The sequence below is a fragment of the Bradyrhizobium manausense genome (genome assembly GCF_018131105.1).
Classification (GTDB): domain Bacteria; phylum Pseudomonadota; class Alphaproteobacteria; order Rhizobiales; family Xanthobacteraceae; genus Bradyrhizobium; species Bradyrhizobium manausense_B.
In genome coordinates this window covers 938,923-955,766 of record NZ_JAFCJI010000001.1, presented here as the reverse complement: position 1 = coordinate 955,766, position 16,844 = coordinate 938,923, and the positions used below count along the sequence as shown (strand labels likewise).

The following is a 16,844-nucleotide window of genomic DNA, read 5'->3' as shown; positions in this document are numbered from 1 at the left end:
GATGAAGGAAAATTTGTGAGGCAGCGCGGCCTCTTGTCGTCATGGCCGGTCTAGTTGTCCCGGCCATCCACGCCTGACTTCGCGCGCCCAAGAACGTGGATGCCCGGGGCAAGCCCGGGCATGACGATCATAGAAACTTGCGCGTGCGACCCGCTGCACGAGCGGCGGAGAGGCGAAGAAGCTAGATCAGCTTCCGCTGCGCGAGGTTCTTCATCAGCGCACTGAAGCCAAACGTCCAGGGTTCGCACTCATCGCTGGTGCGCATCCGGTTGACGAGCTTGCCGAGTTGAGGCGCGGCGATAGTAACGATGTCGTCGCGCTTGTGGGTGAAGCCCTGCCCCGGCGCATCGCGATCCTTGACCGGCGCGAACATCGTACCGAGGAACAGCACGAAACCATCAGGATATTGATGCACCTTGCCGATGGTCTGTGCGACAAGATCGGTCGGATCGCGGCTGATCATGCTGATCGAGGAATGGCCGTCGAGCACGAAGCCATCCGTGCCCTTCACGTTCAGGCTGATGTCGAGCTTGCGTGCATCGTCGAGCGTGAAACTATCATCGAACAGGCGCAGCAGCGGACCGATCGAGCACGACGCATTGTTGTCCTTGGCCTTCGATAGCAGCAGCGCCGAACGCCCCTCGAAGTCGCGCAGGTTCACGTCGTTGCCGAGCGCGCCGCCGACGATTTTGCCACGGCTGGAGACGAACAGCACCAGCTCAGGCTCAGGATTGTTCCAGGTCGATTTCGGATGCAGCCCGGCATCCATGCCGGTGCCGACCGAGGACAGGGTCGGCGCCTTGGTGAAGACCTCGGCATCGGGGCCGATGCCGACTTCGAGATACTGGCTCCAGGCGTTTTGGTCGATCAGCACCTGCTTCAGATGCATCGCCTGGTCCGAGCCCGGCTTGAGCTTTGACAGATCGTCGCCGATCAGCCGCGTCACTTCCTTGCGGATCGCTTCGGCCGAAGCCGGATTGCCCTTGGCCCGCTCCTCGATCACGCGTTCCAGCATCGAGATCGCGAAGGTGACACCCGCGGCCTTCAGAGTCTGGAGATCGACGGGCGCGAGCAGCCAGGGTTTTTTCGTATCGCGCCCATCAGGCGCCGTGTTGGCGACGATCGCTTCGAGATCGCCGATACGCTCGCCCTTGGTTGTGCCAAGCGCCTTGGCCGGGTTGTCCTCGTCGCAAAGGGCGCTGACGGTCGGAAACTTTGCGGTGACGTCAAAGACGCCGTCGCCACGCACAGCGACCACGGCCGGACCGTTCGCCTGCGGCAGCCAGACGCGGCCGACCAGCGTTCCCTTCGTGCCATCCTCGGGGAGAAGGTCTTTCACGGTCAGTGTCGTCATGGCGGCGTCCTCGCTTGTTCTCGGATCGGTCGTGCTTGCTCGCGGCCAACCACATTGGCAAAAACCAATAGCGGTCTGGCAGGGGAAGTCCAGAGCGGCAGTGCGCCGCAATTCATGCGCGCGATTACTTGAACCAGTGCACCAGCGTGATGCTGATGCCGAGCAGCAGCAGCAGCGACAGCGTCACCGCCGCCGTCACCCTGCCCCCGACGTTGGCCAGCACGCGCACGTCGACGCCCAGGCCCAGCGCCGCCATCGAAACCACCGTCAGGAAGCTCGTGATCTTCGTCACCGGGCCAACCACGGTGCCCGGCACGATCTCGAGCGACCGCAAGGTCGCGAGCGCGAGGAAACCGAGGATGAACCAGGGGACGAGGCGGAAGAAACCGACATTGGCTTTCTTGGCGCCGGTCTGCCAGCGCGAGGCAACCAGCGAGAGGCCGACGACCACGGGGCCGAGCATCAGCACACGCATCAGCTTGACCAGCGTGCCGATCTGCGTGGAGATCAGGCCCGCCGGCACCGTGGCCGCGAGCACCTGCGGCACGGCATAGACAGTCAGGCCCGCGAGGATGCCGTATTGCGTGGCGGAGAGTTGCAACAGCGGGATCAGAAGCGGCAGGCCCAGCACCATCATCACGCCAAGGATCGCGGTGAAGGAGATCGAGGACGCGATTTCGTCGCTGTTGGCGCCGATGATGGGTGCCACCGCCGCGATGGCGGAATTGCCGCAGATGGAGTTGCCGCAGGCAATCAGGATGGACAGCCGCGTCGACAGGCCAAGCATCCGGCTGAGGCCAAAGGAGATACAGAGCGCGATCACGACGATCGCGGCGATCGATGCCAGAAGCGCAATTCCGGAGGCGGCGATGGCGGCAAAGCTGATCGAGGCCCCCAGCAGCATGACGGCGACTTCGAGCAGCTGCTTGGCGCTGAAGGCGATGCCGGCCTGCCAGCGGGATGCCGGCTTCCAGAAGCTGCGCAGGGCCATCCCCAGCAGGATCGCCATAACCAGCGCTTCGACATAGGGATGCTCGAACACGCCGAGTTCGGCCCGTTCCAGCAGGGCTGAGACGCCAGCGACCGCGATGCACAGGAGGATGCCGGGAATCAGCGCAACGATGCGGCTAAAGGCAGTGGTCGGCTTGTCGTCGGCCGGACTGGATGCTTGATTCTGCGACACAAATCTCTCCCAGAGGAGAAAGATTTATACGCACGGCGCGCGGGTTGGGGAATAAGTTTTCGGCATATCAGGGCCGAGGGAAGTTCTATCCTCAGCCCGGAATAATCAAGCGCAGGACAGCAGGTCGGTTCTAGAAGAACAGATTCTTGGCGATCGAGGCCACGTGGCTGAAGCTGTCATAGACGCCCGGCTCGAAGAACGCGGCGCGCGCCAGAACGATGGCGGCAACCAGCGACCAGAACAGGCCGGTGCCGGCCCGCAGCAGCATCTTTGACGCACGCGACCGCGGCTGGGTGTCCGTTGTGGACACCAGTTGCTCGCCGAAAGGCTCAAATCCAGTGCGTTCCATGGCCGTCAATCCATCAATTTCTGGGTGAAATGTCGTCGTTTCGGCCCCAGACGGCAATGGAAGCGATTGGCTTTTTTGCCCCGTCGCGGGGAAACTCCTTCCGCCAGATTATCCTCCGACAATAGTTTTCTTCTTCTGCCCTATTTGGGCACCGGAGGGCCGGCGCCGGGGGTGGCCGCATGGACGATTCCATCGGTGTCGACTACCGTGCCCGTCGCCCGCAGGTCCGTTGCCGGATCGCCGGAGATCAGAAGAAGACGATGAACATCGAATCTCCCCGCAAGCCACTCGACCTCGCCTCGGCCATCGCGGAAGCCGACATCCGCTGCCTGTTAATGGTGCTGGTGCACATGACGGGCGATACGCGCTGGCTCGAACCGCCCTATTTGCCCAAGCGCGACATCCGATTGATCCCGGATCCGGAAGCCGGCGTGCCCCGCGAGATCCAGGACGAGATCCGCGCCGCCGCGGTCAAGCTGTTTGCCGATGGCGCGCCGACACCCGTGATCACCGATCCCGGCGAAGAACTGCTCCTCAAGATGATGCGGGCCTGCCTCGGCGAGAACGTCGCGCCGGAATATGCGCCGCTGATGCGCGAGGAGATGGGCTTTGTCTCCCGCGAGGCGCGATGGACCAAACGTCCCCCGGACGAGAAGCTCGCCGAACAGCATGTGCTTATCGTCGGCGCCGGTGTCTGCGCTATCGCGCTCGGTGTCGCGCTCGGCCACCTCGGCATCCCCTACACCATCGTCGAGAAGAACGCCGAGCTGGGCGGCACCTGGTGGATCAACCGTTATCCCGGCTGCGGAGTCGATACCCCGAACCATTCCTATTCCTACTCGTTCGGCTCGGGCAACCCCTGGACGCGCTACTTCTGCCAGCGCGAGGAACTGCTCGGCTATCTCCTGAAGGTCGCCGACGAATACGGCATCCGAAAGCATCTGCGCGTCAACACCGAGCTGACCTCGTCGCGCTGGGATGAAGAAAGGCGGCGCTGGATCTCGACGCTGAAGACCAGCAACGGCGAAGAGACCTTTGAATCCACCGCGCTCGTCTCAGCTATCGGCCAGCTCAACGATCCCTCGCGCGCGCATTTCAAGGGCGAAGAGCAGTTCAAAGGCACAATCCTGCACTCAGCGCTGTGGTCTGATACCATCGAGCTCGACGGCAAACATGTCGCCGTGATCGGCACCGGCGCGACATCGATGCAGCTGGTCCCGACGATCGCCGGCCGCGTTGCCTCGGTCACGGTCTACCAGCGCAGCGCGCAATGGGCGCGGCCGGTGAACGGCTATGCCGATCCCATCACCGAAGGCGCACGCTGGCTGCTCGCACATCTGCCGTTTTATGTGCAGTGGTATCGCTTCAACATGTTCTGGCGCTATGGCGACGGGCTGCTGCCGTTCCTGCGCAAGGATCCAGCCTGGCCGCATCCGGATCGCGCCGTCAACAAGGGCAATGATCGGCATCGCCAGGAGCTGACCGACTTCATTCTCACCGAGTTGAAGGACCGGCCCGACCTGATCGCAAAATGCGTTCCGACCTATCCACCGTACGGCAAGCGCATCCTGCTCGACAACAAGTGGTTCAGGACATTGACGCGGGACAATGTCGAACTCGTCACCGACGCGATCGACCATTTCGACGAAAGCGGCGTCGTCACCGCCGACGGCAAGCACCGCCCCGCCGACATTATCGTCGTCGCAACCGGCTTCAAGGTCACGGAGATGGCGGCACGTCTCAACATCAGTGGCCGCGACGGCAAGAATTTGCGCGAGGCCTGGGCCAACGACAATCCAACTGCATTCCTCGGCCTCACCATTCCGGACTTCCCGAACTTCTTCTGCATGCTCGGCCCGAACTCCGGCCCGGCGCATGGCGGCAGCGTCATCTTCCAGTCGGAATGCCAGAGCCGCTACATCTCTGCCTGCCTCGCCAGCATGATCGAGCACGACGTCTCCGCCATCGACGTCCGCCCGGACGTGCTCGACGACTACGTCCGCAGGGTCGATGCCGAGCACGAGGCCATGATCTGGACCCATCCGGGCATGAGCACCTACTACCGCAACTCGAGCGGCCGCGTGTTTTCGGCGATGCCGTGGCGGTTCGTGGACTATTGGCGCATGACGCATGACCCGGACATGCGGCAGTACAGGCTGACGAAGGCGTAGGTCTCACGACATCGCCATTGCGAGCGGAGCGAAGCAATCCAGAGTCTTTCCGCGGAGGGATTCTGGATTGCTTCGCTACGCTCGCAATGACGGCCCTATCATGCCGCCAGCCCACTCCCAACGGGCGCAAACTCCAGCCCGAGGCTCTCAGCCACCGCCTTGTTGGTGATACGGCCGCGATGGACGTTCAGCCCGTTGCGCAGGTGCGGATTTTCCAGCACTGCGGCAAAGCCCTTGCTCGCGAGCATCAGGCCGAACGGCAACGTCGCATTATTCAGCGCCTGGCTCGACGTCACCGGCACCGCGCCGGGCATGTTGGCGACGCAATAGTGCACCACCCCGTCGACTTCATAAGTCGGCTCCGCGTGCGTGGTGGCATGCGAGGTCTCGAAACAGCCGCCCTGGTCGATCGCGACATCGACCAGCACGGCGCCCGGCCGCATCGATGTCAGCATCGCGCGCGTGACGAGCTTTGGCGCGCTCGCGCCGGGCACCAGCACCGCGCCGATCACGACGTCAGCGGCGAACACCTCGTCTTCGACGGACTCGATCGTGGAGAAGCGCGTGCGAACTCGTCCGGCGAAGAGATCATCAAGCTCGCGCAAGCGCGGAATTGAGCGGTCAATTACGGTGACCTCGGCGCCAAGGCCCGCAGCCATGCGTGCGGCCTGCGTCCCCACCACGCCGCCGCCGAGCACGACGACCCGCGCCGGCTGCACGCCGGGTACGCCGCCTAGCAGCAGACCACGACCGCCGGTGGTGCGCCTGAGCGCGGCGCCGGCGGCCTCGATGGCGAGGCGGCCGGCGACTTCGCTCATCGGCGCAAGCAGGGGGAGGTGACCGGCCGCGTCGGTGACGGTTTCATAGGCGATCGCAGTGCAGCCGGAGGCCAGCAGGCCCTTCGCCTGATCGGGATCCGGCGCGAGATGGAGGTAAGTGAACAGTATCTGGTTTTCGCGGAGCTGGGCCCATTCGCTCTTCTGCGGCTCCTTCACCTTCACGATCATGTCGGACTTGGCGAAGATGTCGCGCGCACTCGCGGCGATGGAGGCCCCTGCCCGCTGATACACCTCGTCGGACGCGCCGATGCCGCGGCCCGCGCCGGTCTCCACCGTCACCTGGTGCCCGGCTGCGACATATTCACGGACGGCGCCCGGGGTGAGCCCGACGCGATATTCCTGCACCTTGATCTCCTTGGGCACACCGACACGCATTCTCGTCTCCTTTTGATTCACCAGGAGATGCTACCGACGCGGCCGGTTTGGTTTCGTGCAAATATCCGCTAGCTTTGGCGTCTCCGCGCCGGTTTCGGTCGCGGAAGTGCCCTTTCACGCTGGAAACGAAACCTTGGCCCTCGACCGGAAAGATCTCGCCATTCTCGCGGAACTCACGACCAATGCGCGCGCCAGCCATACCGAGCTGGCCAACAAGGTCGGTCTCTCCAGTACCGCGCTGGCGCGGCGGCAGAAGACGCTGGAGGACGATGGCTACATCCAGGCCTATCAGGCCTCACTGGATCTGGCGCAGTTCGGCCTCACCACGACGGTGCTGGTGCGCATTGCGCTGGAGAGCCAGAGCGACGAAGCCCTCAAGGCATTCGAGGCGGAAGTGGTGAAGTGTCCTTCCGTCGTTCGCTGCTTCCTGATGTCGGGCACCGACGACTATATCCTGATCGTGCTCGCCCGCGACATCCAGGATTTCGAGCGTATCCACCGCACCGAGCTCTCGCGCCTGCCGCGCGTCGCGCGGGTGCAATCAAGCTTCGCACTGCGCGAGGTCGTCAACCGCGCGGTACCGACGGTGGTATTCGGCGAGACGAAGCGATAGTCGTTCGCATCCCCGCCGCAGGCGACGCTGCGTCACCGTCATAGAACTGTCATCGAATGTGCAGAGACCTGTCCGTCTCTGCACATCCGGGACACGCCATGGACTATTTCAAGCGCTTCAACTTCCTGTTCGCAGCACCCGTCTTCGACGCCGACGACCTCGAAGGTGTCCGCTTCAACCAGATCATCGAGGAAATCCAGCGCTCCGGCTTCGAGGTGGTCCGCGCCCGCAAGCTGGAAGATGCCGAGATCGCGGTGCAGACCGATGCCGCCATCGGCTGCATGGTGGTGGACTGGGGCAAGAAGGGTCTCGAGGGCAAGACCTCGGCGTTGATCAATCTGATGCGGCGCCGCGGCCTCGACTTCCCGATCATCCTGCTGATTCGCCGCAAGCGCTTCGAGGATCTGCCGGTCGAAGTGCTCGACTTCATCGACGGGTATGTCTTCCTCTCCGAGGAAACCCCGACCTTCATCGCCAAGAATCTGATCAGCCGGCTGAAGCAATATGCCGAGACGCTCAAGACGCCGTTCTTCGGCGCGCTGGTGGACTATGCCGAGGAAGGCAACCAGCTTTGGACCTGCCCGGGCCACAATGGCGGCGTATTCTACAACCGCAGCCCGATCGGCCGGGTCTTCGTCGAGCATCTCGGCGAATCCGTATTCCGCGACGACCTCGACAATTCCGTTCTCGATCTCGGCGACCTCCTCACCCATGAAGGACCCGCCCTGAGGGCGCAGAAGGAAGCCGCACAGATCTTCGGCGCCGAAAAAACCTATTTCGTCCTCAACGGCACGTCGACCTCGAACAAGGTCGCGCTCGGCGCGCTCGTCACCGACGGCGACCTCGTGCTGTTCGACCGCAACAACCACAAGGCCGCCCATCACGGCGCGCTGATGATCGGCGGCGGCATCCCGGTCTATGTGCCGACCATCCGCAATGCCTGGGGCCTGATCGGCCCGATGCGCTGGGACCTGCTCGACGAGCAGGCGCTGCGCGAGGCGATCCGCAATCATCCCTTGGTCACGGACAATGGCGCCTGGCGCAAGGAGCGCCCATTCCGCGTCGCCGTGGTCGAGCAGTGCACTTATGACGGCACGATCCACAATGCCGAAATGATCTTGAAGCGCATCGGCCATCTCTGCGAATACATCCTGTTCGACGAGGCCTGGGCCGGCTTCATGAAGTTTCATCCGCTCTATGCCGGCCGCTTCGCCATGGGGCTCGCCAACCTTCCTCCGGAAGCGCCGGGCATCATCGCGACGCAGTCGACGCACAAGCAGCTCGCGAGCTTTTCGCAAGCTTCCCAGATTCATATCAAAGACCGCCACATCCGCGGCCAGAAGCGCCGGGTCGAGCATCGCCGCTTCAACGAAAGCTTCATGCAGCACGCCTCGACCTCGCCGTTCTACCCGCTGTTCGCATCCCTCGATGTTGGCGCGCAGATGATGAAGGGCCGCTCCGGCGAAGTGCTGTGGGACGACACCATTCGCCTGGGTATCGAGCTGCGCAAGAAGATCCGCGCGATGCGCCGGGAGTTCGAGGAGAAAGAGCAGAATCCGGATCGTCGCTGGTTCTTCGAGCCCTTCGTTCCCGATCGCGTCGCCATCCCCGATGTCAGCCGTCCGGGCACTGCGCACAACGTCGCCTGGGAGACGCTGTCGACCGACGAGCTCGCAACCAATTCCGCGCTCTGGCAGCTTTCGCTCGATACCAACTGGCACGGCTTCCCCAGAATGGCCGAAGACTTTGCCATGACCGATCCGAACAAGCTGACGCTGCTCACCCCCGGCTTCGACCGCGCCACCGGCACATATGCCGAGCACGGCATCCCTGCGCCTGTCGTCGCGCAGTATTTGCGTGAGAACCGCATCGTGCCTGAAAAGAACGACCTCAACTCCCTGCTCTTCCTGCTCACGCCCGGGGTCGAGGCGAGCAAGGCCGGCACGCTGATCTCCGGCCTGGTCGCCTTCAAGAAGCTGCACGATGACAATGCGCTGCTTGCCGACGCGATCCCTGAATTTTATCAGCGGCGGCAGACGCGCTATGCCGGCGTGCGGCTGCGCGACCTCTGCGGCGAGATGCACCGCTTCTTCCGCGCGGCCGACGTCAGCGCGCTTCAGGCGCGACAGTTCATGCCTGAGCACATGCCTGAGATCGCGATGTCGCCGCGCGATGCTGCGCGTTATCTGTTCAAGAACGACGTCGACTATCTGCCGATCGAGGCGATCGCGGGTCGTATCGCCACCACGCCCTTCGTGGTCTATCCGCCCGGGATCGCCACCATCGTCCCCGGTGAGCGTCTGACGGAACGGGCCAAGCCCATGGTGGATTATCTCAAGATGTTCGAGACCTGCTTCAACACATTTCCGGGTTTCGATGTGGAAATCCAGGGTGTCTACAAGGAGGTCGATGCGCGTGGCCGCATCGGGCTCTATACCTACGTCGTTGCCGAATAGTGCCGATGAACGAAACAGCGATGGTACGTCCCGATGACGAGCCGGTCCTGGTCCGGCCGTCCCGCGAAAACGATGTCGAGGCGATGCTGGCGATTTATCGCCATCACGTCCGCAATGGCGTGCCGCGCGATGTCGAGGGAACCGGCGCGCCGGAGCCGGATGATCTTCGCGACCGGCGTAAGAATTTGAAGCAGACCCGCCTGCCGCATCTGGTCGCGACCTGGCGCGGCGAGGTCGTCGGCTATGCCTATGCCGTGCTGTTTCGCAAGCGCCCGGCCTATCGCTACACGGCCAAGCACTCGATCTACGTCCACCACGCGCATCTCGGCCGCGGTGTCGGACGACTGCTGCTCCAGGAGTTGATCGACGCCTGCGCGGCGGCTGGTTTCCGCCAGATGATCGGCTATATCGATTCCGACAACGCGCCATCACTGGCGTTGCACGAGAAGTTTGGATTTGCGCGCGTCGGCCTGCTCTGCGGCGTGGCCTATCGGCATGGCCGCTGGTCTGATACTGCCATGGTGCAGCGTTCGCTCGGCGCCGGCGTCACCGCGCCGCCACCTGTCGCAGCACCGGGCCGCTAGACTTCAGGACGGAAAGTCGGCCGGTCTGACCTGGATACGGTCGGCATGCAGCGACCAGTGATGCAACGCCTGGTCCTGGCAAAATCTCGCCTTCGCCCGCTCCTTGGCTTCGTCCTCGTCGGCGGCGTCGATCTCGAGCGCGCCCTGGCAAACCTCGATTTGCCGCCCGTACTGGCCGAGCACGTCCTTCATGAACCTGACGACATAAGTTGACATGGGACCTCCTGCCTGCCCCGGCGGCACTCTAATCCCGTTTAGCCCGGACGCGGGAGAGAGATTTTGATGCGGATCAAAGTCGGGAGACGGTTCCACGTTGCCCGGGAATGGCAAGCTGGCTGTCCCTACCCCGGCGTCACCCCGAAGGCCTGCTTGAAGCGCTCGGCATACACAGGCCAGACTTCGGGATTGATGATGCGCGGCGGCCGCTTGCCGTCGAGCGTTTCCAGCACCTGCTCGGCGGCGATGCGGCCCATATTCTGGCGTGCCTCGATCGTAACGCCTGCCGTGTGCGGGCTCGCCAGCACATTGTCGAACTGGAGCAGCGGATGCTCCGGCGGCGGCGGCTCCTTGGACCAGACATCGAGGCCGGCGCCGGCAATGCGCTTGTCGCGCAATGCCTGGAGCAACGCGTCCTCGTCGTGGATGAAGCCACGCGCCGTGGTGATGAAATAGGCATGTGGCTGCATCAAGCCGAACTCTCGCACGCTGATCATGTTACGGCTGCCCTTGTTCAACGGACAGGAGATCGAGACGAAATCGGCGCGGCGGAGCAACTCGTCGAGCTCGACTTTCTCGCCACCCCGCTCGGCCATCACCTCTTTCGAGAGATAAGGGTCGTAGGCCAGCACCTTCATGCCGAGCAAGCCCTTGCACAGTGCTGCGATGCGGCGACCGACATTGCCGAGGCCAATAATGCCGACGGTCTTGTGCTCGACCTCGTTGCCGACCAGCTCGTTGCGGTTGACGTTGGGCTCGCGGCGGAGCCGGCGGTCGGACTGAATGATGCGCTTGGACAAGGTCAGCATCATCGCCAGCGCGTGCTCAGCCACCGAATGCGCATTGCCGCCGGACTGATTCACGACCAGCACGCCTGCATCCGTGCAGGCCTCGACGTCGACCGGGTCGAAACCGGCGCCGTTGCTGGAGACCAGCAGCAGGTTCGGCGTCCGCTTCAAAAAGGCAGCGTCGACGTGGAAATGCGGTGCCAACTCGTCGCGGGCGGCACCGATCTGGTAGACATGCGCCGCGTTCAGGATCGGAGCATAAAAATCCTCGGGACTCTCGTTCTCGATGCGGTCGAGCCGGACGTCGGGCCGCGCCTTCAGGATGTCGACATAAACAGGATTGGCCAGGTATTTGACGTAGAAGACACGCTTGCTGTTGACCGACATCAGGACCCTTCCGTCTCTCTCGTGGAGACCCGCAAGGTCAGCGCAAATGCGCGCTCCGTCCCTGCGTCCCTCCGTTTTCTCATTATCATGCTTATGACACGACGATGCCGGCCTCGGCAGGCCGTCTGGCGCAGATCACGGTGCCGGCCCGGACATGTTGACAATCCCGCCCGCTCCGTCAAGTTCGGCTGACCGCCGCGACGGACAAAGAAGAAACATGCGCGGCACAAGGGAGAACGCGATGGCGATTGCAGAACAGCAGACCTCGTCCCAGGCGGGACCGGGGTCCGGCGACAGAAGCTGGCACAGCATCGTCCTGCAAACCCTGAAGCGCAACGAGATCAGCCTCATCCCCTACGTGCCGGACCGTGTGCTGACGCCGCTGATCAAGAACCTCCACGTCGATCCGTTCTTCACGACCTTTGCGACCGCTCGCGAGGAAGAGGCCGTCGGCATCGTCTCCGGCGCCTGGATGGGCGGGCGGCGTGGCGCCGTGCTGATGCAGACCTCGGGCTTTGCCACGCTCGCCAACACGCTCGCGTCGCTGGCCGTGCCCTATCAGATCCCGCTGATCATGTTCGTCTCCGAGCGCGGCACGCTCGGCGAGTTCAATTACGGCCAGTCGCTGGTCTGCCGCACCATGCGCCCGGTGCTGGATTCGCTGGCGCTGGAGCACCACACCATCACCCGGCTCGACGAACTCGAATTCATCGCCGACCGCTCGATCAAGCAGGCCGTCACCACGCAGGCGCCGGTGGCACTGATCCTCAATCCGCTGCTCACGGGCGGCAAGGTTTTTGACAAGTGAGCCCGAGCATGAATACCCGCAACACCAAAGTCATGAACCGCTTCGATGTGACCTCGCGCCTGATCACGAAGCTCAAGCACGAGGAAGCGGTGATCGGCGGCATCGGCAACACGAATTTCGATCTCTGGGCCGCAGGCCACCGCCCGCAAAATTTTTACATGCTGGGCAGCATGGGCCTCGCCTTCCCAATCGCGCTCGGCGTGGCGCTGGCGCAGCCCGAACGTCGCGTGTTCGCGCTGGAAGGCGACGGCTCGCTATTGATGCAGCTAGGCGCGCTCGCGACGATCGCGGCGTTGAAGCCCAAAAACCTCATCATGATCGTGATGGACAACGGCATCTACCAGATCACCGGCGCACAGCCGACGCCGGCCGCCGGTGTTGCCGATCTTGTTGCGATCGCCCTGGGCTCCGGGCTCACCAACAGCGCCTGGGCCGCGGATGAGGAGGATTTCGAACGGCTGGTCGACGAAGCCATGTCGGCTGACGAGCCGAGCCTGATCGCGCTGCGCATCGACGACAAGCCCGGCGTCGGCGCCACCCGCAGGGATCCCGTGCAGATCCGCGAGCGCTTCATGCACGGCCTCGGCGTGCGCGAGCCGCTCTGAATGTCCCATCATTGACGACAATGGCCCCGCAGAGTGTCACTCCGCGGGGCCATTCACTTTCAGTCGCTGATGCGCCGATCAGTCGATGATCTTGACGACGCGGCGCGTGCGCGGCTCGACGATCACGCGACGATCGTTGACGACCGCATAACGATATTCGGTGTAGTTCGGCACAGGGCGCAGCACCACGGTCGCAGGCAGCGGCTCGCCGACGACGACGCGCTCATGGATCACGACGGAGTCATCGCGCGGGATACCACCCAGCACCGCGTTCGGAATCTCGAGGCCTGCGCCGACGGCCGCACCAACGGTGCCGCCGACCATCGCGCCGATCGGGCCGCCGATGTCGCCACCCGCGCGCGCGCCATTCCTGGCGCCTTGTTCGGTCGTCGACTGAGCAAAGGCTGCACTCGACGCCAGCAGCGAAGCGGCAGCCAACGAAATCGCAAGTCGGGTCTTCATATCCACACTCTCCAGTGTTGTTGTGCGCCACCAACCGCGGGACGGGAGCAATGTTCCGGTTCCGCATGATGAAACTCACATCAACACTGACGACTGTTACCGCGTAACAGTTCAAGCCGCGGCAATCTCGTGGCCCGCCATCAGTTCCAGCGCCCGCACCATCGCCGAATGATCCCAGCCCTTACCGCCATGCGCGGTGCAGGACGAGAACAATTGCTGTGCCACCGCCGTGCTCGGCAACGACAGGCCGAGCGCTCGGGCGCCTTCGAGCGCGAGGTTGAGATCCTTCTGGTGCAACTCGATGCGGAAGCCGGGATCGAAATTGCGTTTCACCATGCGCTCGCCATGCACCTCGAGAATTCGCGACGAGGCAAAGCCGCCCATCAGCGCCTTGCGCACCAGCGCAGGGTCGGCACCGGCCTTGGATGCGAATAGGAGCGCCTCGCTCACCGCCTCGATCGTCAGCGCGACGATGATCTGGTTGGCGACCTTCGTCGTCTGGCCGTCACCATTGGCGCCGACATGGGTGACGTTCTTGCCCATCTTGTCGAAGATCGGCTTCATGGTGCCAAAGGCCCGCTCCGGCCCGCCCACCATGATGGTGAGGCTCGCGGCCTTCGCGCCGACCTCGCCGCCCGACACCGGCGCATCGAGATAGTCCGCGCCGAGCGCCTCGATCTTCTTCGCAAATTCTTTCGTCGCCAGCGGCGAGATCGAGCTCATGTCGACCACGATCTTGCCCTTGGAGATGCCGCCCGCGACACCGTCCTTGCCGAACAGCACGGCCTCCACATGCGGCGTATCCGGCACCATGATGATGACGGCGTCCGCCTCTTCCGCCACCTCCTTGGCCGATTTGCACGCGACACCGCCGGCAGCAATCAGGTCTGACGCGACCGGCGCAACATCGTGCAGGAGAACGCGATGGCCCGCGGCCAGAAGATGGCCGGCCATCGGCCGTCCCATTGTACCAAGTCCGATGAAACCGATGTCGATCATGTCAGGATATCCTCACGTCTCAAAAGTCTGCGCGGCGTGCCAGGACAGGCCTTCCAGCGTCGTGGTCCGCGGCTTGTATTCACAGCCGATCCAGCCGCGATAACCGATCGCGTCCAGATGGCGGAACAGGAAGGGATAGTTGATCTCGCCGGTACCCGGCTCATGCCGGCCGGGATTGTCGGCGAGCTGGATGTGCGCGATCTGCGGCAGATATTCCTGCATGGTGCGGGCAAGATCGCCTTCCATGATCTGCATGTGATAGATGTCGTACTGCACGAACAGATTGTTCGACCGCACTTCGGAGATCAGCTGTACCGCCTGCTCGGTGCCATTGAGGAAGAAGCCCGGAATGTCGAGCGTGTTGATCGGCTCGACCAGCAGCTTGATGTTCTCGCGCGCCAGCGTCGAGGCCGCGAAACGCAAATTGCCAACCAGCGTCTCCTGAAGTTCCCGCGAATCGGCATCGACAGGCGCGATGCCGACCAGGCAGTTGAGCTGCTCGCAATCGAGCGCCTTGGCATAGTCGATGGCGCGGAACACGCCATCGCGGAACTCGGCTGCGCGATCCGGCATGATCGCGATGCCGCGCTCGCCGCCGGCCCAGTTGCCGGCGGGTAGATTGTGCAGCACCTGGGTCAACCCATGGGCCTCGAGCTGCTCGCGCAAAAGCGCCTTGTCGAAATCATAGGGAAAGAGATATTCGACCCCGGAAAAGCCCGCCGCCTTCGCCGCGGCAAAGCGGTCGACAAACGGCATCTCGTTGAAGAGCATGGTGAGGTTAGCGGCGAACTTCGGCATGATGCTGTTCCCTATTCTGCCGGCTGCAACACGCCGGGCCTGATGGTCCCGACTTCGTCAAGCGGCAGATCCAGCACCTCCTCGAACTCGACGATGTTGTCGATCTCCGTCCCCATCGCGATGTTGGTGACGCGTTCGAGGATGAACTCGACCACCACAGGCACGCGGTGCTTGGCCATCAATTCGCGCGCAGTGGCGAACGCCGCCTGCGTGTCCTTGGGATCAGTGACGCGGATCGCCTTGCAGCCGAGGCCTTCGGCGACAGCGACGTGGTCAACGCCGTAGCCACCGAGTTCCGGCGCGTTGACGTTCTCGAAGGAGAGCTGAACGTGATAGTCCATGTCGAAACCGCGCTGGGACTGGCGGATCAGGCCGAGATAGGAATTGTTCACGACGACGTGGATGTAGGGCAGATTGAACTGCGCTCCGACCGCGAGCTCCTCGATCAGGAACTGGAAGTCGTAATCCCCCGACAGCGCGACGATCTCGCGATCCGGACACGCCGCGCGTACGCCGAGCGCCGCCGGCAACGTCCAGCCGAGCGGTCCCGCCTGCCCTGCATTGATCCAGTTGCGCGGCTTGTAGACGCCGAGGAACTGCGCACCAGCGATCTGCGACAGGCCGATCACCGAGACGTAGCAGGTGTCGCGACCGAACGCCTTGTTCATCTCCTCGTAGACGCGCTGCGGCTTGATCGGGACATTGTCGAAATGGCTCTTGCGCAACATGGACTTCTTGCGATCACGGCAGGCCGCGGGCCACGCCTGGCGCTCGCGAAGCCTGCCGGAACGTCGCCACTCCCTGGCGACGGTGACGAAGAGCTCGAGCGCGGCCTTCGCGTCCGAGACAATGCCGAGATCGGGATTGAACACGCGCCCTATCTGGGTCGGCTCGATGTCGACATGCACGAAGGTCCGGCCCTTGGTGTAGGTCTCGACCGAGCCGGTGTGCCGGTTGGCCCAGCGATTGCCGATCCCGAGCACGAAATCGGATTCGAGCATCGTCGCATTGCCGTAGCGGTGGCTGGTCTGAAGACCGACCATGCCGGCCATCAGCACGTGATCATCGGGAATCGCACCCCACGCCATCAGCGTCGGAACAACAGGCACGTTGGTGATCTCGGCGAACTCGATCAGCAGGTCCGAAGCATCGGCATTGATGATGCCGCCGCCCGCCACGATCAGCGGCCGCTCCGCCGCGTTGAGCATCTCAAGCGCCTTCTCGACCTGCTTGCGCGTCGCGGTCGGCTTGTAGACCGGAAGCGGCTCATAGGTCTCGTCGTCGAATTCGATCTCGGCGAGCTGCACATCGAGCGGCATGTCGATCAGCACCGGCCCCGGCCGGCCCGACCGCATCACGTGAAACGCTTGGCTGAACACGCGCGGCACCAGCGCCGGCTCGCGCACCGTCACGGCCCATTTGGTCACGGGCTTTGCAATCGACTCGATATCGACCGCCTGGAAGTCCTCCTTGTAGAGACGCGCGCGCGGCGCCTGCCCGGTGATGCAGAGGATCGGAATGGAATCGGCGATCGCGGAATAGAGCCCGGTAATCATGTCGGTGCCGGCCGGCCCCGAGGTGCCGATGCAGACGCCGATATTGCCGGCCTTGGCCCGCGTATAGCCTTCGGCCATGTGCGAGGCGCCCTCGACATGGCGCGCCAGGATGTGGCGGATCGAGCCGCGCTTTTTCAGCGCCGAGTACAGCGGATTGATCGCAGCGCCGGGGACGCCGAAGGCGGTCGAGATGCCTTCCTTCTCCAGGATGCGCACGGCCGCATCGATAGCTCGCATCTTCGCCATATCGGACCTCGCTTTGTTTTAAATCAGCGAGCGAGATCATCGGGTGCGCAGGCTG

The 16,844-nt window shown here is 63.5% G+C and carries 16 protein-coding genes; 6 read left to right on the top strand and 10 right to left on the bottom strand.

Going from position 1 to position 16,844, the window contains the following annotated elements; all coding sequences use genetic code 11:
* Positions 1 to 181: 181 nt before the first annotated feature.
* From JQ631_RS04425 to JQ631_RS04415, 3 genes are all read right to left on the bottom strand, one after another.
* Positions 182 to 1,354, bottom strand: a complete 1,173-nt coding sequence (locus JQ631_RS04425) for a fumarylacetoacetate hydrolase family protein (RefSeq protein ID WP_212324336.1) — start codon at positions 1,352 to 1,354, stop codon at positions 182 to 184.
* A gap of 124 nt (positions 1,355 to 1,478) precedes the next feature.
* Entirely contained in the window at positions 1,479 to 2,537 is a 1,059-nt protein-coding gene (locus JQ631_RS04420; RefSeq protein ID WP_212324335.1) for a YeiH family protein, read from the bottom strand.
* A gap of 130 nt (positions 2,538 to 2,667) precedes the next feature.
* Positions 2,668 to 2,847 carry a hypothetical protein gene (locus JQ631_RS04415; RefSeq protein WP_349644955.1) on the bottom strand — a complete coding sequence of 60 codons (180 nt, stop codon included), beginning with the start codon at positions 2,845 to 2,847 and terminating at the stop codon, positions 2,668 to 2,670.
* Positions 2,848 to 3,146: 299 nt separating this feature from the next.
* On the opposite strand from JQ631_RS04415, the gene JQ631_RS04410 reads away from it, so the two are divergent.
* The gene (locus JQ631_RS04410; protein ID WP_212328485.1) at positions 3,147 to 5,057 is read left to right on the top strand and encodes a flavin-containing monooxygenase; all 1,911 of its coding nucleotides are present in this window, start codon (positions 3,147 to 3,149) and stop codon (positions 5,055 to 5,057) included.
* Positions 5,058 to 5,155: 98 nt separating this feature from the next.
* Here the strand turns inward: JQ631_RS04410 and ald are convergent, their stop codons facing one another.
* On the bottom strand, positions 5,156 to 6,271 hold the full coding sequence (gene ald, locus JQ631_RS04405; RefSeq protein WP_212324332.1) for an alanine dehydrogenase: 1,116 nt from the start codon (positions 6,269 to 6,271) through the stop codon (positions 5,156 to 5,158).
* A gap of 133 nt (positions 6,272 to 6,404) precedes the next feature.
* Between ald and JQ631_RS04400 the strand changes: the two genes are divergently transcribed.
* From JQ631_RS04400 to JQ631_RS04390, 3 genes are all read left to right on the top strand, one after another.
* Positions 6,405 to 6,884: an Lrp/AsnC family transcriptional regulator gene (locus tag JQ631_RS04400; protein ID WP_212324331.1), complete on the top strand. Its 480-nt coding sequence runs from the start codon at positions 6,405 to 6,407 to the stop codon at positions 6,882 to 6,884.
* A 98-nt stretch (positions 6,885 to 6,982) separates the two neighbouring features.
* Positions 6,983 to 9,340, top strand: coding sequence for an Orn/Lys/Arg family decarboxylase (locus tag JQ631_RS04395; protein WP_212324330.1), 2,358 nt, complete (start codon positions 6,983 to 6,985; stop codon positions 9,338 to 9,340).
* A gap of 5 nt (positions 9,341 to 9,345) precedes the next feature.
* Positions 9,346 to 9,924 (top strand): GNAT family N-acetyltransferase, encoded by a 579-nt coding sequence (locus JQ631_RS04390; RefSeq protein ID WP_212324329.1) that lies wholly within the window; start codon positions 9,346 to 9,348, stop codon positions 9,922 to 9,924.
* Positions 9,925 to 9,927: 3 nt separating this feature from the next.
* Here the strand turns inward: JQ631_RS04390 and JQ631_RS04385 are convergent, their stop codons facing one another.
* Together JQ631_RS04385 and JQ631_RS04380 are read right to left on the bottom strand one after the other, a co-directional pair.
* Complete coding sequence (locus JQ631_RS04385; RefSeq protein ID WP_212324328.1) at positions 9,928 to 10,140, bottom strand: hypothetical protein; 213 nt, start codon at positions 10,138 to 10,140, stop codon at positions 9,928 to 9,930.
* Between the two features lie 125 nt (positions 10,141 to 10,265).
* Positions 10,266 to 11,315, bottom strand: coding sequence for a hydroxyacid dehydrogenase (locus JQ631_RS04380; protein WP_212324327.1), 1,050 nt, complete (start codon positions 11,313 to 11,315; stop codon positions 10,266 to 10,268).
* A 241-nt stretch (positions 11,316 to 11,556) separates the two neighbouring features.
* Between JQ631_RS04380 and JQ631_RS04375 the strand changes: the two genes are divergently transcribed.
* Both JQ631_RS04375 and JQ631_RS04370 read left to right on the top strand, forming a co-directional pair.
* On the top strand, positions 11,557 to 12,123 hold the full coding sequence (locus tag JQ631_RS04375) for a thiamine pyrophosphate-binding protein (RefSeq protein ID WP_212324325.1): 567 nt from the start codon (positions 11,557 to 11,559) through the stop codon (positions 12,121 to 12,123).
* Positions 12,124 to 12,131: 8 nt separating this feature from the next.
* Positions 12,132 to 12,728: a thiamine pyrophosphate-dependent enzyme gene (locus JQ631_RS04370; protein WP_212324323.1), complete on the top strand. Its 597-nt coding sequence runs from the start codon at positions 12,132 to 12,134 to the stop codon at positions 12,726 to 12,728.
* A 78-nt stretch (positions 12,729 to 12,806) separates the two neighbouring features.
* On the opposite strand, the gene JQ631_RS04365 is transcribed toward JQ631_RS04370, so the two are convergent.
* The 4 genes from JQ631_RS04365 to gcl form a co-directional block, all read right to left on the bottom strand.
* Entirely contained in the window at positions 12,807 to 13,190 is a 384-nt protein-coding gene (locus JQ631_RS04365; RefSeq protein ID WP_212324321.1) for a DUF1236 domain-containing protein, read from the bottom strand.
* A gap of 111 nt (positions 13,191 to 13,301) precedes the next feature.
* The gene (locus JQ631_RS04360) at positions 13,302 to 14,189 is read right to left on the bottom strand and encodes a 2-hydroxy-3-oxopropionate reductase (RefSeq protein WP_212324319.1); all 888 of its coding nucleotides are present in this window, start codon (positions 14,187 to 14,189) and stop codon (positions 13,302 to 13,304) included.
* A gap of 12 nt (positions 14,190 to 14,201) precedes the next feature.
* Positions 14,202 to 14,987, bottom strand: a complete 786-nt coding sequence (hyi, locus tag JQ631_RS04355) for a hydroxypyruvate isomerase (RefSeq protein ID WP_212324317.1) — start codon at positions 14,985 to 14,987, stop codon at positions 14,202 to 14,204.
* An 11-nt stretch (positions 14,988 to 14,998) separates the two neighbouring features.
* On the bottom strand, positions 14,999 to 16,789 hold the full coding sequence (gcl, locus tag JQ631_RS04350) for a glyoxylate carboligase (protein WP_212324315.1): 1,791 nt from the start codon (positions 16,787 to 16,789) through the stop codon (positions 14,999 to 15,001).
* Positions 16,790 to 16,844: the final 55 nt, after the last annotated feature.

Coding starts and splice junctions, on each gene's coding strand:
- JQ631_RS04425 (WP_212324336.1), bottom strand. CDS start 1,354: ATGACGACACTGACCGTGAAAGACCTTCTCCCCGAGGATGGCACGAAG.
- JQ631_RS04410 (WP_212328485.1), top strand. CDS start 3,147: ATGAACATCGAATCTCCCCGCAAGCCACTCGACCTCGCCTCGGCCATC.
- ald (WP_212324332.1), bottom strand. CDS start 6,271: ATGCGTGTCGGTGTGCCCAAGGAGATCAAGGTGCAGGAATATCGCGTC.
- JQ631_RS04395 (WP_212324330.1), top strand. CDS start 6,983: ATGGACTATTTCAAGCGCTTCAACTTCCTGTTCGCAGCACCCGTCTTC.
- JQ631_RS04390 (WP_212324329.1), top strand. CDS start 9,346: ATGAACGAAACAGCGATGGTACGTCCCGATGACGAGCCGGTCCTGGTC.
- JQ631_RS04385 (WP_212324328.1), bottom strand. CDS start 10,140: ATGTCAACTTATGTCGTCAGGTTCATGAAGGACGTGCTCGGCCAGTAC.
- JQ631_RS04380 (WP_212324327.1), bottom strand. CDS start 11,315: ATGTCGGTCAACAGCAAGCGTGTCTTCTACGTCAAATACCTGGCCAAT.
- JQ631_RS04375 (WP_212324325.1), top strand. CDS start 11,557: ATGGCGATTGCAGAACAGCAGACCTCGTCCCAGGCGGGACCGGGGTCC.
- JQ631_RS04370 (WP_212324323.1), top strand. CDS start 12,132: ATGAATACCCGCAACACCAAAGTCATGAACCGCTTCGATGTGACCTCG.
- JQ631_RS04365 (WP_212324321.1), bottom strand. CDS start 13,190: ATGAAGACCCGACTTGCGATTTCGTTGGCTGCCGCTTCGCTGCTGGCG.
- JQ631_RS04360 (WP_212324319.1), bottom strand. CDS start 14,189: ATGATCGACATCGGTTTCATCGGACTTGGTACAATGGGACGGCCGATG.
- hyi (WP_212324317.1), bottom strand. CDS start 14,987: ATGCCGAAGTTCGCCGCTAACCTCACCATGCTCTTCAACGAGATGCCG.
- gcl (WP_212324315.1), bottom strand. CDS start 16,789: ATGGCGAAGATGCGAGCTATCGATGCGGCCGTGCGCATCCTGGAGAAG.